The following is a 15,607-nucleotide window of genomic DNA, read 5'->3' as shown; positions in this document are numbered from 1 at the left end:
CGTGTCCTCCAGTCGTGCGGGCGTCCGGGGTCGGCCCCGGTGGTCGATCACCGGCGCGGGCGCCCGCCGGGGCGCCGCACGCGCCGGCTCAGCGGCGCTTGCGCTTGCCGCGGTTGGCCGGTCCCTGGCTGCCGCCGCGCGCTCCGCCGGTGCGCGGGCGACCTCCCGAGGAGCGGGCGGCGGCCGACGAGCCCTCGGAGCCCGCGGCGGTGGCCCCCGTCGCGGTGGGGACGTCGTCGGCCGCGGTGGCGTCGGCCGTGGTGTCGCCGGCCGTGGTGTCGCCGGCCGGGTTGGCCGTGTCGACCGTCGAGGCCGGGGCGGCGGTGCGGCCGCTCTTGGGGCGGACCGGCTTCGCGCCGGGCCGGGGGGCCAGCGCCTTCGGGTCGACGGCGGGCTTGTCCGCCGCTGCCTTGGCCTTGGCGGCGTCGGAACCGGGCGGCGGCATCTTGCGCAGGATGAAGAACTGCTGGCCCAACGTCCACAGGTTGTTGGTGAACCAGTACAGGAGGACGCCGATGGGGAAGATGAAGCCGGAGACGAACAGGCCCAGCGGCATCACGTAGAGCAGCATCTTCTGCACCATCGCGGCCTGGCCCTCGACGGGGCCGGAGCGGCGCATGATCTGCTTCTGCGTGAAGAACGTCGTGAAGCTCATGATCACGATGAGCACGAACGCGACGACCCGGATGTTGGTGTAGCCGCCGGTGATCGCGAGGATCGCCTCTTCCTTCGACCCGCTCATCGAGAACGACGACGAGATCGGCGCCCCGAAGAACGGCGCCCGCGCCGCCTCGTCGGTGAGCTCCGGCGACCAGCTGTAGAGGCCCTGGGCGTCCGGTGCGAGCCGGCGCAGCACGTGGAACAGCGACAGGAAGATCGGGATCTGCGGCAGGATCGGCAGGCAGCCCGCGAGCGGGCTGACGTTCCGCTCCTTCTGCAGCTTCTGCATGGCCACGGCGAAGCCCTGCCGGTCGCTGCCGAACTGCTTGCGCAGCCGCTGGATCTCCGGCTGGAGCTCCTGCATCGCCCGCTGCGACTTGACCTGCTTGACGAACAGCGGGAACAGGATCACCCGGACGGTGACCACGAGGAAGACGATCGACAGCGCCCAGGCCAGGCCCGACAGGCCGGTGCCCGCCGCGGGGTCGTCGAAGACGGCGTTCCACACCGAGTGCCAGCGGGCCAGGACCCACGAGATGGCGGTGTACAGCCAGTCAAGCACGGGGGGACTCCTCCTGCGGGGCCCGGCGGGGTGCCGACGGGACGGGTCGGTCGGGTGCGGGCGCGGTCGAGCGGGCCGGCGGCACCAGGTCGAGGCCACCAGGGTGCCAGGGAGCGCACTTGAGCAGCCGTCGAAGGGCCAGCCAGCTCCCGCGGCCGGCGCCGTGGACGGCGATCGCCTCAGCGGCGTAGGCGCTGCAGGTGGGCTGGAAGCGGCACCGCGGGGGGAGCGCCGGGCTGATCGCCCGCTGGTAGAAGCCGACGACGGCCAGCAGCGCCCGGGCGACCGGACGTCGTCCGTCGCGAGGGGCCGGCGGGTCGGCGGTCACGGGGTGCGGACCCGGAGGACGCGGTCGAGCCCGGCGGTCAGGTCGCGGCGCAGGTCCGCCGAGCTGGCGGTGGCCGCCTCCGGCCGGGCGCGGACCACCAGGTCCGCGGTGGGGGGCAGCCGGTCGAGCTGGTCGAGCACCACCGCACGCAGCCGCCGGGTCACGCGGTGACGGACCACCGAGTTGCCCACGGCCTTGCCCACCACGAAGCCGGCCCGTGGACCACCGACCCTCCCGGCGTCGCCGGGCGTCGGGGTCACGGGCCGTTCGGGGAGGTAGTGGAGCACCATGGTCGGCCGTCCGGCACGCCTGCCGGACCGGACGACCGCGGTGAAATCCGGACGCCGGCGCAGGCGTGCCTGCGCGGGCAGCACCTCAGGCGGAGAGCTTCTCGCGACCCTTGCGCCGACGACCGGCGATGATCGCCCGGCCCGCGCGGGTGCGCATCCGCAGCCGGAAGCCGTGGGTCTTGGACCGGCGGCGGTTGTTCGGCTGGAACGTGCGCTTGCTCACGAGGTACTCCCACTACACGACATCGACGGGGGCGTGCCCACCGGGGGGCGGGCGCGCGACAGGGACGGGCACACGGCGGGAGCCGGTTCCCCGTCCACGGATCTCCCGCCAGCATAGCCGAGGGAGCGCGGAGACCGGCGGCCCGGCCGGACACCGACTCCCCAGGATCTCCCGACGGTGGACGGGACGCGCGGTGCCGCGCCGCGGACGGTGCGCGACACGCCCCGCGGCGCGCCGGGAGCCGCCCCCGGCCTCGTTGCCGGGCTGTGGACGGGGCTGTTAGCGTCGCCGTCGCTCCACACCGGACACCGACGTCCGGCACAGGGGCTGCCCCGCTGGTGTCGACCGACCACCACGCACTCCGGACAACCGCGACGACTCCTCTCTGACCAGCGGCGACATCCCCAGCCCGGCGGAACACGCGGGAGCCGGTGCGCATGTGTCGCCGATCGTGCACAGCCTGTGGACACCGGTGTGGACTCCGTGTGTCCGGATGTCCACAGTGGGGACCGACCGGGGGACGACGGACCCGGCGACGGGCGGCCGCGGCGGGGCCGACGACACACGGGAACCTGGGAGGACGAGGGCCATGGCCGATGCCACGGTGGACCTGGCGACGGTCTGGGACCAGATCCGCGAGCGGCTGGCGACGAGCCTGTCCCCGCAGCAGAACGCGATGCTCAACCTCACCCGCCCGGTGGGGGTCTTCGAGGACACCGCGGTGCTGTCGGCGCCCAACGAGTTCACCCAGACGGTGCTCGAGTCCCGGATGCGCCGGGTGCTGGCCGAGGCGCTGTCGGAGCACCTCGGCCGCGACATCCGCGTCGCCGTCCAGGTGGAGGACGGCCCGGCCCGGCCGCCGGCCCCACCCGCGCCCGAGGTGCCGACCCGCCGTCCGTGGTCGGTGGTCGAGGCGCAGCGGGCCGAGGAGGACCGGGAGACCCGCGACCGCGCCGACGACGGGCGCAGCGCGTTCGGCGTGCGTGCCGACGTCCGGCCCGCGTGGGAGGACGGCGGCAGGAGCACCTCCGATCCCCGACCGGCCGAGCGCGACGCCGAGGAGTGGTCCCCCACCGACTGGAGCCCGCCGGCCCGGCGTCCGGCCGGCCGCGGCACCCGCGCCGCCGAGCGCGACTGGGGCGGCACCGACCTCGACGAGGACGGCGTGGCCGTGCTGCCCTTCGACCTCGACACCGGCGACGACGACGGTGCCCCCGAGCCGTCCGCGCCGCCGTCCCGTGGCCGGCGCGGCGGGTCCCGCGGCGGCGGGGACGCCGTCCCGCTGTTCGGTGACCGCCGGGCCCCGGCCGGCGGTCAGGACCCGGGGCTGAACCCCAAGTACGTCTTCGACAGCTTCGTCATCGGCAACAGCAACCGGTTCGCCCACGCCGCGGCCGTCGCGGTCGCCGAGGCGCCGGCCCGCGCCTACAACCCGCTGTTCATCTACGGCGACTCCGGCCTGGGCAAGACGCACCTGCTGCACGCCATCGGGCACTACGCGGCGCGGATGTTCCCCAACGTCCGGGTGCGCTACGTGAGCACCGAGGAGTTCACCAACGAGTTCATCAACCTGGTCCACTCCGGGCGGGCCGAGGACTTCCGCCGCCGCTACCGAGACATCGACTTCCTGCTCATCGACGACATCCAGTTCCTGGAGCGCGCCGAGCGGACGCAGGAGGAGTTCTTCCACACCTTCAACACGCTGCACAACGCCAGCAAGCAGATCGTCATCACCTCCGACCGGGCGCCGAAGAAGCTGACGACGCTCGAGGACCGGCTGCGCACGCGGTTCGAGTGGGGGCTGATCACCGACGTCCAGGCGCCGGACCTGGAGACCCGCATCGCGATCCTGCGCAAGAAGGCCTACGGCGAGCGGCTGCAGGTGCCCGACCCGGTGCTGGAGTTCATCGCCAGCAAGGTGCAGACCAACATCCGCGAACTCGAGGGCGCGCTCATCCGGGTCACCGCGTTCGCCTCGCTGAACAAGCAGCAGGTCGACCTGCCGCTGGCCGAGCTGGTGCTCAAGGACCTGATCAGCGACGAGCAGGGCCCGCAGATCACCGCGGCGATCATCATGGCCGCCACCGCCGAGTACTTCTCCGTGACGATGGAGGAGCTGCAGGGCTCCAACCGCAGCCGCACGCTGGTCAACGCCCGCCAGATCGCCATGTACCTGTGCCGGGAGCTCACCGAGCTGTCCCTGCCGCGGATCGGTGCCTCCTTCGGCGGTAAGGACCACACCACGGTCATGCACGCCGTCAAGAAGATCACCAACCTGATGAGCGAGCGGCGGGCGACGTACACGCAGGTCACCGAGCTGACGGCCCGGATCAAGAGCCGCGCGCGGTCGTAGGGGACGACGACGCTGCGGTCCTCGGGACCGCACCGCGGCCACGTGCCGTCCCCCGGCCGAGCGGAGCCCTGCTGGAGCACGCTCGCACCTGCGACGGGCGGTGGTCGCTCCGCGCGGGTGGTGCGGCGTTCCAGCCGCGCACGGTGTGTCCGGTGGACACGCCGCCTCGGTCGTCCACCTCCGTGTCCCCGGAGGGCCGCTCCCCGTCCACAGTCCTGTGGGTGGACGGCCGGTCGTCGGCCCCGCGTCAGGCGTGCTGTGCAGGTCACTCGCACCGGTGAACCGGGTCGACTCGTCGACGAGTTGTCCCCAGCGATGTGCACAGGTTGGGGAGATCTCTCCTCGCCCGCTCACCCGCGGTCACGACAGGCCAGAGATGCCCACCGCTCCGTCCACCCTTGGGGATCCCGCCCCTTGACGTCCTGACCTGCGCGTTCCCCTGATCGGTCACGTCGGACGCCGGTCGCCGCAGCTCCGGGCACCCGGACCTGGGTACGGACTGGGGACGGACGCTGGGGCAAGCAGGGGACAGGACGTGGAGAGACGTCGGCCGGTGTGGGTGGACGTCGAGATGTCCACGTGTCGACACGGGAGTCCGCCTGACCACCCACAGTCGGCCAACATGTCGACTTCGGCGCTGACCTGCGCGGACGGCCTCGATCCCCAGGATCCACACCAGTGATGACGAGGATGAGGGAGTTAGATCGAGGCTTTCTCGAACCACACTCTGGGTGGGGAAGCTGCGCTGCGAGCGCCTGGTCGAGGGCAGCGGTTACCTCGATGTCCCTCCCAGAGGGCACGATGAGCACCGCACCACGAGGACACCGACGACAGCTGGGGTGGATCAGGTCATGAAGTTCCGGGTGGCACGTGAGGTGCTCGCCGATGCCGTCGCGTGGACGGCGCGCAGCCTGCCGCCACGGCCGTCGGTGCCGGTGCTGGCCGGGATCATGCTCGAGGTCGACGGTAGCCAGTTGTCGGTGTCCGGCTTCGACTACGAGGTCTCCGCCCGCGCCGAGGTGGACGTGCAGGCCTTCGAGAGCGGCCGGGTCCTCGTGCCCGGCCGGCTGCTCGCCGAGATCACCCGCGCCCTGCCGCCGCACCCGGTCGACCTCACCGCCGAGGGCCCGCGCCTGTCGATCTCCTGTGGGAACGCGCGCTTCAGCCTGCCGACACTGCCGGTCGAGGACTACCCGTCCCTGCCGGCCATGCCGTCGTCGGCCGGCGTCGTCGACAGCGACGTCTTCGCCGAGGCCGTCGGCCAGGTCGCCGTCGCCGCCGGGCGGGACGACACCCTCCCCATGCTCACCGGCGTCCGGCTGGAGATCGAGGACGACCTGGTGACGCTGGCGGCGACCGACCGCTACCGCCTCGCCGTCCGCGAGTTCGCCTGGCGGCCGGAGACCCCGGGCTTGACCGCCGCGGTGCTGGTGCCGGCGCGCACGCTGGCCGACGCGGCGAAGACGCTGACCAGCGGGCCGGAGATCACGCTCTCGCTGTCCTCGGGCGGCTCCGGCGAGGGCATCCTCGGTCTCTCCGGCAAGGACCGGCAGACCACCACCCGGCTGCTCGACGCCGAGTTCGTCAAGTACCGGGCGATCATGCCCAACGAGTCGGCCAGCAACGCCACGCTGCCGGTCGGGCTGTTCACCGACGCTGCCAAGCGCGTCGCGCTGGTGGCCGAGCGGGGCACGCCGCTGCGCTGCGAGTTCACCCCCGGCCAGGTCACCCTGCGCGCCGGCGGCACGGACGACGAGGGCCAGGCGGAGGAGCGCTGCGACGTCGAGTTCGAGGGGGAGCCGCTGACGATCGGCTTCAACCCGACGTTCCTGCTCGACGGACTGGCCGCGGTGCACACGCCGCGCGCGCGGATGGACTTCACCAGCCCGCTCAAGCCCGCCGTCCTCTCCGGGGTGCCCGAGCCGGCGACCGACGACGAGGCGGCCTCCCGGCCGGCCGAGCGGCCGGGCAGCTACCGGTACCTGATCATGCCGGTGCGGCTCCCGGGGTAGGGACCTCCCTGCACGCACGACTCGCAGGCTCGTGGCGGGACCCTGCACGGAGGTCGACGTACGAGCACGATGGACGCCGACCGGGATCGTCGAGGAGAGGACTGCGTCGTGCAGCTGGGGCTGATCGGGCTGGGCAAGATGGGCGGCAACATGGCCGAGCGGCTGCGCCGCGCCGGTCACGAGGTCGTCGGGTACGACCGCGCCCCCGGCAAACGGGACGTCGAGAGCCTCCCGGCGCTGGTCGAGACGCTCACCGCACCGCGGGTCGTGTGGGTCATGGTGCCGGCGGGGGAGCCCACCCGGGCCACGGTCAAGGAGCTGGCCGGGGTGCTCGAGCCCGGCGACGTGATCGTCGACGGCGGCAACTCCAAGTACACCGACGACCAGGTCCACGACGTCATGTGCCGCGAGAAGGGCATCGGCTACGTCGACGCCGGCGTCTCCGGCGGGGTGTGGGGCCTGGAGAACGGCTACGCGCTGATGGTCGGCGGCACCAAGGAGGACGTCGCCAAGGTCCAGCCGGTGTTCGACGCGCTCAAGCCGCCGTCGCCCAAGGACGAGTCCGGTCAGGAGATGCCGGGAGCGGGCTTCGTGCACGCCGGGCCGGTCGGCGCCGGGCACTTCTCCAAGATGGTCCACAACGGCATCGAGTACGCGATGATGCAGGCCTACGGCGAGGGCTACGAGCTGCTGGCCGCCGTCGACCTGATCGAGGACGTCCCCGGCGTCGTGAAGTCCTGGACCCAGGGCACCGTCATCCGCTCCTGGCTGCTGGACCTGCTGGTCCGTGCGCTCGAGGAGGACCCGGCCCTCGAGAAGATCAGCGGATACGCCGAGGACTCCGGCGAGGGCCGGTGGACCGTCGAACAGGCCATCGAGAACGCCGTCCCCATGCCGGCGATCGCCGCCTCGCTGTTCGCGCGCTTCTCCTCGCGGCAGGAGGACTCGCCGACCATGAAGGCCGTCGCGGCGCTGCGCCAGCAGTTCGGCGGCCACGCGGTGCACGCCGTCCGCGAGCAGGAGGTCGAACGCCCCGCATGATGGAGGACCCTCGGGAAGGACCTCCCTGCCCCCCGGCGCTCGCAGGCTCGCGGCGGGCCCCTGCAGGAAGGCCGACGGAGGCTCGTCGGCCCCGTCCCGGGTCCCACCCTGAGCCTGCGAAGGACGGGGAGGACGGGGTCCTTCTGCAGCAGGGGGGCCGTTCCAGCACCTCACCGTGGGCGGGCTGAGGTGTACCTGCGCCACCTCCAGCTGGGTTCGTTCCGCAACTGGGACCGGGTGGACCTGGCCCTGCGCCGGGGGCCGACGGTCTTCGTCGGCCGCAACGGTGAGGGCAAGACCAACCTCGTCGAGGCGGTCGGCTACCTGGCCACGATGGGCAGCCACCGGGTCGCCGGCGACGCCCCACTGGTCCGGCAGGGCGCGTCCCAGGCGGTGGTCCGGGCGGCGGTGCGCCGCGAGGACCGCGAGCTGCTGGTCGAGATCGAGATCAACCCGGGCAGGGCCAACCGGGTGCGGGTCAACCGGGCCCCGCTGCCGCGGCCCCGCGACCTGCTCGGGCTGGTGAAGTCCGTGCTGTTCGCGCCCGAGGACCTGGTGCTCGTCCGCGGCGACCCCGCCGAGCGGCGGCGGTTCCTCGACGACCTGCTGGTCAGCCGCACCCCCCGGCTGGCCGGCGTGCGCAGCGACTACGACCGGGTGCTCAAGCAGCGCAACGCCCTGCTCAAGACCGCCCGGATGGCCCGCGGCGACGCGCTGGCCACGCTCGACGTCTGGGACGGGCACCTCGTCGACCTCGGCGGGCAGCTGCTCGCCGCGCGGCTGCGGCTGGTCGCCGACCTGGCTCCGCACGTGGCCCGTGCCTACGCCGGGGTCGCAGGTGCGGACGCCGCCGTCGCCGCGCTCGGCTACGCCAGCACCGTGCCCCTGGCCGGGGACGGGACTCCGGTCCCCGAGGAGACGACGCTGCCCACGGCCGAGGAGCTCTCGGCCGCGCTGCGCGAGCGGGTGGCCGAGCGCCGCACCGACGAGGTCGACCGCGGCATGACGCTGGTCGGGCCGCACCGCGACGACCTGGCCATCTCGCTGGGGTCGATGCCGGCGAAGGGCTTCGCCAGCCACGGGGAGTCCTGGTCGCTGGCCCTGGCACTGAAGCTGGGTTGTTTCGAGCTGCTGCGGGCCGACGGCGACGAGCCGATCCTCGTGCTCGACGACGTCTTCGCCACCCTCGACGCCGACCGTCGCGCGGCACTGGCGGCCGTGGCCCGCTCGGCGGAGCAGTCCCTGGTCACCGCGGCGGTGCTCGACGACGTCCCGCGGGAGCTGCGCAGCACGGTGGTGCAGGTCGCCGGCGGGCAGGCGGTACCGCTCGACCCGGAGGCCGCCGAGGATGGGGCAGTGCGGGAGGGGGTCAGGTGAGCGAGGAGCGGCCGTCACGGCCCAGCGACATCGCGCGCGCGGCGCTGGAGGCGGCGCGCGCGGCCTCGGCGTCCCGGCCGCGTCCCACCCGGCGGCGGATCGCCGGGCCGAAGCGCGCCTGGAGCGGGCCCCGCCCGGGGGACGACGACCCGCAGCCGCTGGCCCGGCTGGTGGACAACCTCGTCAGGACCCAGGACTGGACCGAGCACACGAAGGTCGGCGCGGTCTTCGGTCGCTGGTCGGCGCTGGTCGGGCCGGAGATCGCCGCGCACTGCGCACCGCAGACGCTCACCGAGGGAGAGCTTCTGGTGGTCGCGGAGTCCACCGCGTGGGCCACCCAGCTGCGGCTGCTGGCGCCGACGATCCTCGCCAAGCTGCACGCCACGGTCGGCGGGGACGTCGTGAGCCGGCTGCGCGTTGTCGGTCCGACGGCCCCGAGCTGGAAGAAGGGGCCCCGCTCGGTCCGCGGACGCGGTCCGCGGGACACGTACGGATAGGGGCCGCCGCCCGGGGTGGTGGCTCCGGGAGGACGGGGCACATGGACACGGGGCACACGGACACGGGGCACACGGAGACGAGGCAGCGATGAGCAGCCCGCGCGACCGCGACGGTTTCGAGGAGCGCCCCGACGAGGGCAGCGGCTGGCGCGAACCCGGCCACCTCGGCGGGGACGGCGAGCAGCCCCCGGCCGACCGGCCCGCGCAGCCCCCGGCCGACCAGCCGCCGGCCGACCAGCCGCCGGCCGACCAGCCGCCGGCCGACCGGCCGGGCGGGAGCACCGCCTGGCAGCCGCCGGGCTGGGACCTGCCACCTGCCACCCCCGACCGCCCCGCGCAGTCCCCGGCCGCCGGCCCGCAGACGGCGGGCGAGCAGCCCGCCCGCGGTGGCGGCCTCTTCGGCAGCCGGCGGCCCCGGCAGCCCGGTGAGCTCGAGCAGGTCTTCGCCTACCAGGGCGACGCCGTCGGCGCGCAGGGCTGGGCGGTGCAGCAGGGCTGGGCCATCTCCGACGGCACCGCGCCGGAGGACGCCGTCCTCGCCGAGCTGGTGCGCACCGCGCCGGTCCGGGCGACGAAGGACCACCGGCCCGCCGGGGTCATGCGCGGCCGCTACGGCACGCTCGACCTGGTCGCCTTCGACGTCCTCTACGCCTCCGGGCGCTACGCCGTCCCCGAGTACGCGGTCACCGCCGCCCCGGTGCTGGGCGTCCTCCCGCCGCTTCGGCTGTCGCCGGCCCGCTTCTGGAAGCACCGCACCGGTGGGCTGGTCCAGGTCCCCAGCGGCGACCCCGCCTTCGACACCCGCTGGGTGCTGCTCGCCGCCGAGGACGGCCCGGCCGCCCGCGCGCTGGTCGGCGACGCCACGGTGCGCGGGCTGCTGCTGGGCACCGACGACGGCGACGAGTTCTGGACGGCCGCCGGCTACATGGCGGCGATCCGCCCGGACGGGCACCGGCCGCAACTGATCGAGCACCACGCCCGGCTGCTGACCGCGATCGTCGGCGCCCTCGCCCCCGCCCTCTGAGCCCTGCGCCGTCCGTGGCCGAGGAGAGCACCTCCGCGGGGACCGCACCTCGTGCGACGCTGCGGCAGCTGTGGCCCCTGGTCCGGCCGCACCGCCACCTGCTGGCCGCGGCCGCCGTCCTCTCGCTGGTCGCGGCCGCCGGCGCGCTGGCCCAGCCGGCGCTGGTTGCCCGGGTCATCGAGGCCGTGGGGGCCGGCCGGTCGCTGCTGCCCGTCGTCGGCCTGCTCGTGGTCGTCCTGCTGGCGTCCTCGGCGCTGGGTGCGGTGCAGGAGTACCTGCTGCAGCGCACCGCCGAGGGCGTCGTGCTCTCCACCCGGCGGACGCTGGCCGACCGGCTGCTGCGGCTGCCGATCGCCGAGTACGACCGGCGGCGCACCGGCGACCTCATGTCGCGGGTCGGCGCGGACACCACCCTGCTGCGCGCCACGGTGACCTCCGGGGTCGTCGAGGTCGCCGGCTCCGCGGTGGTCGCGGTGGGCGCGGTGGTGGCGATGGCGCTGGTCGACGGGTGGCTGCTGCTGGTCACCGTGGGGTCGGTCGCCGTCGGGCTGGCGGTGGTCGTCTCGGTCGCCCGTGGCGTGCAGCGGCTCTCCCGCCAGGCGCAGGAGGAGGTCGGCGCGATGACCGCCGCGGTGGAGCGGGCGCTGTCGGCGGTGCGCACCATCCGGGCCAGCGGGGCGACCACGCGGGAGGTGGGCGTCGTCGCGGCCAGCGCCGGCCGGGCGTACGAGGCCGGCGTGCGGGTGGCCCGGCTGCAGGCGCTGGTCAGCCCGGCCGGCTCGATCGCGGTCCAGGGAGCGTTCCTCGCCGTCCTCGGCCTGGGCGGCTACCGGGTGGCGACGGGCTCGATCGCCGTCGCCGACCTGGTCGCGTTCATCCTGTACCTGTTCCTGCTGGTCATGCCGCTGGGCCAGGCGATCGGGGCCTGGACCCAGCTGCAGAGCGGGCTGGGTGCGCTGGCGCGGGTGCAGGAGGTGCTCGCGCTCGAGCCGGAGGACGACGCGCGGCCCGAGCGGGGCGGGGCGCTCGTCGCCGTCCCCGCGCTGCCGCCGTCCGCGGAGGTCCCGCTGCTGGAGCTGGACGACGTGTCGTTCCGCTACCCGGACGGCACCGACGTGCTGCACGGGGTCTCGTTGAGCGTGCCGGCCGGCAGCCGGGTGGCGCTCGTCGGGCCGTCGGGGGCGGGCAAGTCGACCGTGCTCGCGCTGGTCGAGGGCTTCTACCCGCTGACCGGCGGGGCAGTGCGGTGGGCCGGCACCGACGTGCGCGACCTGCCGCGGGCGGGCCTGCGCGCGCGGCTGGGCTACGTCGAGCAGGAGGCGCCGGTGCTGGCCGGGTCGGTGCGCGACAACCTGCTGCTGGCTGCGCCGCACGCGACCGACCCCGAGCTGTGGACGGTGCTGGCCGACGTCGGGCTCACCGACGTGGTGCAGCGCTCACCCCGCGGCCTCGACGTCCCGGTGGGGGACGACGGCGTGCTGCTGTCCGGCGGCGAGCGGCAGCGGCTGGCGATCGCGCGGTCGCTGCTGGTCCGCCCGGCGCTGCTGCTGCTCGACGAGCCGACCGCCAGCCTCGACGCCCGCAACGAGGCGCTGCTGCGCGACACCCTGGCCGCCGCGTCCGCCGACCGGGCGCTGCTGGTGGTCGCGCACCGGCTGTCGACCGTGCTCGACAGCGACCGGATCGTCGTCCTCGACGCCGGGCGGGTGGTTGCGAGCGGCACCCACGAGGAGCTGGTGGAGACCAGCCCCCTCTACCGCGAACTGGCGGCAGCCCAGCTGCTGGTGTGACGCCCGGTGATCAGCTGAGCTGATCCCCCCGGCTCCTGGCTCACCACCGGTGGTGAGCCAGGACCGGGAACGGTCAGCTCAGCTGATCACCTAGGGGACGGCTTCACGCCACCCGCGTCCGGCGCTCGCCCACCGAGGCGGCCGTGCCCCGCTCCGCGGCGCGGCAGATGTTGCGCACCATCCCCCCGAAGATCGGGCCGTGGAAGGGCACCAGCACCCACCAGTAGAGGTTGCCGAACAGGCCGTTCGGCTTGAACGTCGCCCGCTGCCGCAGCCGGGTGCGCCCGTCCTCCTGTTCCACGTGGAACTCCAGCCAGGCCAGCCCGGGCAGCCGCATCTCGGCGCGCAGCCGCAGCAGCCGGCCCTCCTCGAGCTCCTCGACCCGCCAGAAGTCCAGCGCGTCGCCGACGTAGAGGTCCGATGCAGACCGTCGTCCCCGCCGCAGACCGACCCCGCCGACGGCCCGGTCCAGCCAGCCGCGCACCTCCCAGGCCAGCGGGAACGAATACCAGCCGGTGTCCCCGCCGATCCCCTCGACCACCTGCCACAGCGCCTCCGGTGAGGCGTCGGTCTCCCGGGTCTTCTCGTCGAGGTGGAGGGTGCCGCCGGCCCAGTCGGGGTCGGTGGGCAGCGGGTCCGACGGCACCCCGGGCGTGGACGCCGACGACCAGCGGGTCGCCACCGTCTGGTCCTTGACCCGCTGGATCGCCAGCTGCACCGCCTCGTCGAAGCCGAGCAGCCCCTCCGGCGGGTCCGGGACGTACCGCGCGATGTCGTGCTCGGCGCAGACGACGGTGTTGCGCAGCGACTCCACCAGCGGACGGGCGATCGACGCCGGCACGGGGGTGACGACGCCGACCCAGTGGCTCGACAGCCCCGGGCTGAGCACCGGGACGGGCAGGATCCGCCGCCTGGGCAGCCGGGCCACCGCGGCGAAGCGCTGCATCATCTCCAGGTAGGTCATGACGTCGGGGCCGCCGATGTCGAAGCACCGGTGCACGTCGGCCGGCAGCGTCGCGCAGCCGATCAGGTAGCGCAGCACGTCGCGGATGGCGATCGGCTGGATCCGGCTGTGCACCCAGCGCGGCGTGACCATGACCGGCAGCCGCTCGGTCAGGTAGCGCAGCATCTCGAAGGACGCCGACCCCGAGCCCAGCACCACCGCGGCCCGCAGGACGGCGGTCGGCACGCCGGAGCCGAGCAGGATCTCGGCGACCTCGGCGCGCGAGCGCAGGTGCGGGGAGAGCTCCTCGTCCTGGGGCTCCAGACCACCGAGGTAGACCAGCCGGCCCACGCCGGCCTCGCGCGCGGCGTGCGCCATCACCCGCGCCGTCCGCCGGTCGGTCTCCTCGAACCCCTTGCCGGCGCCCAGCGCATGGACCAGGTAGTAGACGACGTCGACCCCGGCGCACGCCGCCGCTACCGCCTCGGCGTCGCCCGCGTCGGCCCGGGCGACCTCGACCTGACCGGCCCACGGCTGGTCGCGCAGCCGCTCGGGGGAGCGGGTCATCACCCGCACCCGGTGCCCGGCGGCGAGCAGCTGGGGCACGAGCCGCCCGCCGATGTAGCCGGTGGCCCCGGTGACGAGGCACGTCTTCGCCGTCGGGGTGGGGGTGGTGCCGTCGGTCTCGGCCATGTCACGAGTGTCCGGCGGGAACGCCGAACCCGCTCGGGTCGCGGACCACCCCCGCACCCGCCACGCTGGGCCCACGTCCTGGAGACCAACGGCGGTCACGTCCACCGGCACGAGTCGAGCAGGGGGTCCCATGGCCGACACCACCGCAGCACCGGACCGCACCGAGGACGGTCAACCCACCCTCAAGCGGGTCATGGGACCCGGGTTGCTGCTGCTGTTCATCGTCGGCGACATCCTCGGCACCGGGATCTACGCGCTCACCGGGCAGGTCGCGGCCCAGGTGGGCGGTGTGGTCTGGTTGCCCTTCCTGGTCGCCTTCCTCGTCGCGCTGGTCACCGCGTTCAGCTACCTGGAGCTGGTGACGAAGTACCCGCAGGCCGCTGGGGCGGCGCTGTACACGCACAAGGCGTTCGGCATCCACTTCGTCACGTTCCTGGTCGCGTTCGCGGTGATGAGCAGCGGCATCACCTCGGCGTCGACGGCGGCGCGGGCGTTCAGCGCCAACTTCGCCGACGTGTTCGGCCTCAGCCTGGGCGAGGGCCTCGGCATCACCCTCATCGGCCTGGCCTTCATGACGCTGGTCGCGCTGGTCAACCTCCGCGGCGTGGGCGAGAGCGTGAAGACCAACGTGCTGCTCACCTGCGTGGAGCTCACCGGCCTGCTCATCGTCATCGGGGTCGGCGTCTGGGCCCTGGGTCTGGGGGAGGGGGACTTCTCCCGGGTGACCGAGTTCGACACCGGCGATCGCTCGGTGGTCGGCGGGGTCATCGCCGCCACCGGCCTGGCCTTCTTCGCGATGGTCGGCTTCGAGGACTCGGTCAACATGGCCGAGGAGTGCAAGGAGCCGCGACGGATCTTCCCGAAGGTGCTGCTGGCCGGGCTCTGCCTGACCGGGTTGATCTACGTGCTCGTGTCGATCTCGGCGATCGCGCTCGTGCCGGCCGCCCAGCTCAGCGAGGGCGACACCCCGCTGCTGCAGGTGGTGGAGGCCGGCGCGCCGGGCTTCCCGATCGGCGTCTTCGGGGTCATCACGATGTTCGCCGTCGCCAACTCGGCACTGATCAACATGCTCATGGCCAGCCGGCTGGTCTACGGGATGAGCCGCCAGCACGTGCTGCCCCCGCTGCTGGGCCGGGTGCACTCCCGGCGGCGCACCCCGACCACGGCGATCCTCTTCACCACCGCGCTGGCCTTCGGCCTGATCACCTTCGTCGGGGCGGTGCCCGCCCTCGGCGGCACCACGGCGCTGTTGCTGCTCATGGTCTTCACCGTCGTCAACGTGGCCGTCCTCGTGCTGCGCAGGGACCGGGTGGACGCCGACCACTTCCGCACGCCGACGGTGCTCCCCGTCGTGGGCGCGCTCGCCTGCGCGTACCTCGCGACGCCGTGGGCCGGGCGGCCCACGGAGCAGTACCGGATCGCCGGGGTCCTGCTCGCGATCGGCGTCGTCCTCTGGGGCGTCACCGTGCTGGTCAACCGGCGCACGGGCCCCGCCGTGCCGCCGCTGGACCCCGAGCGGTTCACCAAGGGCGGCCCGGTCAACTGACGAAGGACCACCCTTCCCCCCGTGCCTCGGAGAAGGACCCCGTCCTCCCCACCCCTCGCACGCTCGGGGCGGGGCCCGGGACGGAGCCGGCGGGACCCTGGAGGGTGGCCGCCGTCCTCCCTGCCACTCGTCGATGGACCCCGTCCTCCTCACCGCTGGCAGGCTCGCGGCGAGCCTCTGGACGGGGCCGGCTCCGGGCGGGCCGCGCAGCGCCCCGGGGACGGCGTGTCGGGCCTCGGGGCAACACCAGTGGTGGCAGACGTGCTGC

The 15,607-nt window shown here is 74.1% G+C and carries 13 protein-coding genes; 8 read left to right on the top strand and 5 right to left on the bottom strand.

The window, feature by feature from the left end:
* Positions 1 to 88: 88 nt before the first annotated feature.
* The 4 genes from yidC to rpmH are packed head-to-tail and all read right to left on the bottom strand — an operon-like array spanning position 89 to position 2,063.
* A complete protein-coding gene (gene yidC / locus ACWIX7_RS12985) occupies positions 89 to 1,222 on the bottom strand; it encodes a membrane protein insertase YidC (RefSeq protein WP_448621946.1) in 1,134 nt (377 codons plus the stop codon).
* A complete protein-coding gene (gene yidD / locus ACWIX7_RS12980; protein WP_448621945.1) occupies positions 1,215 to 1,550 on the bottom strand; it encodes a membrane protein insertion efficiency factor YidD in 336 nt (111 codons plus the stop codon). Before yidD ends, yidC begins: the two co-directional genes overlap by 8 nt.
* Positions 1,547 to 1,924 carry a ribonuclease P protein component gene (rnpA, locus tag ACWIX7_RS12975; protein ID WP_448621944.1) on the bottom strand — a complete coding sequence of 126 codons (378 nt, stop codon included), beginning with the start codon at positions 1,922 to 1,924 and terminating at the stop codon, positions 1,547 to 1,549. Before rnpA ends, yidD begins: the two co-directional genes overlap by 4 nt.
* A 1-nt stretch (position 1,925) precedes the next feature.
* Positions 1,926 to 2,063, bottom strand: a complete 138-nt coding sequence (gene rpmH / locus ACWIX7_RS12970) for a 50S ribosomal protein L34 (RefSeq protein ID WP_089305879.1) — start codon at positions 2,061 to 2,063, stop codon at positions 1,926 to 1,928.
* Between the two features lie 589 nt (positions 2,064 to 2,652).
* On the opposite strand from rpmH, the gene dnaA reads away from it, so the two are divergent.
* The 7 genes from dnaA to ACWIX7_RS12935 all read left to right on the top strand — a co-directional run bounded on the left by dnaA (position 2,653) and on the right by ACWIX7_RS12935 (position 12,157).
* Positions 2,653 to 4,416, top strand: coding sequence for a chromosomal replication initiator protein DnaA (gene dnaA / locus ACWIX7_RS12965; protein ID WP_448621943.1), 1,764 nt, complete (start codon positions 2,653 to 2,655; stop codon positions 4,414 to 4,416).
* An 851-nt stretch (positions 4,417 to 5,267) separates the two neighbouring features.
* Entirely contained in the window at positions 5,268 to 6,428 is a 1,161-nt protein-coding gene (dnaN, locus tag ACWIX7_RS12960) for a DNA polymerase III subunit beta (RefSeq protein ID WP_448621942.1), read from the top strand.
* 108 nt (positions 6,429 to 6,536) lie between these two features.
* Complete coding sequence (gene gnd, locus ACWIX7_RS12955) at positions 6,537 to 7,469, top strand: phosphogluconate dehydrogenase (NAD(+)-dependent, decarboxylating) (RefSeq protein ID WP_448621941.1); 933 nt, start codon at positions 6,537 to 6,539, stop codon at positions 7,467 to 7,469.
* A 189-nt stretch (positions 7,470 to 7,658) separates the two neighbouring features.
* The gene (gene recF / locus ACWIX7_RS12950) at positions 7,659 to 8,846 is read left to right on the top strand and encodes a DNA replication/repair protein RecF (protein ID WP_448621940.1); all 1,188 of its coding nucleotides are present in this window, start codon (positions 7,659 to 7,661) and stop codon (positions 8,844 to 8,846) included.
* On the top strand, positions 8,843 to 9,343 hold the full coding sequence (locus ACWIX7_RS12945) for a DciA family protein (RefSeq protein WP_448621939.1): 501 nt from the start codon (positions 8,843 to 8,845) through the stop codon (positions 9,341 to 9,343). Before recF ends, ACWIX7_RS12945 begins: the two co-directional genes overlap by 4 nt.
* Positions 9,344 to 9,431: 88 nt before the next feature.
* Positions 9,432 to 10,367: a hypothetical protein gene (locus ACWIX7_RS12940; RefSeq protein ID WP_448621938.1), complete on the top strand. Its 936-nt coding sequence runs from the start codon at positions 9,432 to 9,434 to the stop codon at positions 10,365 to 10,367.
* Between the two features lie 14 nt (positions 10,368 to 10,381).
* A complete protein-coding gene (locus ACWIX7_RS12935; protein ID WP_448621937.1) occupies positions 10,382 to 12,157 on the top strand; it encodes an ABC transporter ATP-binding protein in 1,776 nt (591 codons plus the stop codon).
* A 103-nt stretch (positions 12,158 to 12,260) separates the two neighbouring features.
* Here the strand turns inward: ACWIX7_RS12935 and ACWIX7_RS12930 are convergent, their stop codons facing one another.
* On the bottom strand, positions 12,261 to 13,793 hold the full coding sequence (locus ACWIX7_RS12930; RefSeq protein WP_448621936.1) for an SDR family oxidoreductase: 1,533 nt from the start codon (positions 13,791 to 13,793) through the stop codon (positions 12,261 to 12,263).
* Positions 13,794 to 13,923: 130 nt separating this feature from the next.
* On the opposite strand from ACWIX7_RS12930, the gene ACWIX7_RS12925 reads away from it, so the two are divergent.
* Positions 13,924 to 15,339, top strand: a complete 1,416-nt coding sequence (locus tag ACWIX7_RS12925) for an APC family permease (protein ID WP_448621935.1) — start codon at positions 13,924 to 13,926, stop codon at positions 15,337 to 15,339.
* Positions 15,340 to 15,607 lie beyond the last annotated feature (268 nt).

Source organism: Geodermatophilus sp. URMC 65, assembly GCF_053502545.1.
This window is presented reverse-complemented; position numbering and strand designations above follow the sequence as displayed.